This window comes from Cryobacterium sp. 10I1 (genome assembly GCF_035019805.1).
In the GTDB taxonomy this organism is placed as follows: Bacteria; Actinomycetota; Actinomycetes; order Actinomycetales; family Microbacteriaceae; genus Cryobacterium; species Cryobacterium glucosi.
This window is the reverse complement of the sequence record NZ_JASJVF010000596.1, coordinates 1-354: the sequence shown is the minus strand read 5'-3', so window position 1 is coordinate 354 and position 354 is coordinate 1. Positions and strand designations below refer to the sequence as shown.

The 354-nt window shown below is 77.1% G+C and carries 1 pseudogene; it reads left to right on the top strand.

What is annotated here, in order from left to right:
• Window positions 1-354 (top strand): annotated as a pseudogene (locus QN345_RS19930) (dihydrolipoamide succinyltransferase); the annotation flags it as partial.

The window sequence follows — 354 nt, the reverse complement described above, 5'->3', positions numbered from 1 at the left end:
ACCCGGGCGCAGGCCGCAGCCGCTCACGCCGAAGCACAAGCCGCGGCAGAAGATGCCGCAACCGCGCAGGCCGCAGCCGCGCACGCAGCGGCACAGACGGCGTCAGCACAAGCCGCCGCCGCACAGGCATCCGCGGCACAGGCCGCGGCCGCACGGGCCGCCGCAGCGCAAGCGATCAACGTGCCGCTGCACGTGCCACTGGCCGGCCCGTCGCGACTGCCCGCGCCGCCGGAACCGGAACCGGTGTCGACGGTGCGGTCCGCTGCGGTGTCTGCTGCACACCTCGCCGCACAGCGCGCACCCCAGGCACCCCTGACCCGGTCAGCGCGTGCGCCGATGGCGCCCGCGCCGGGC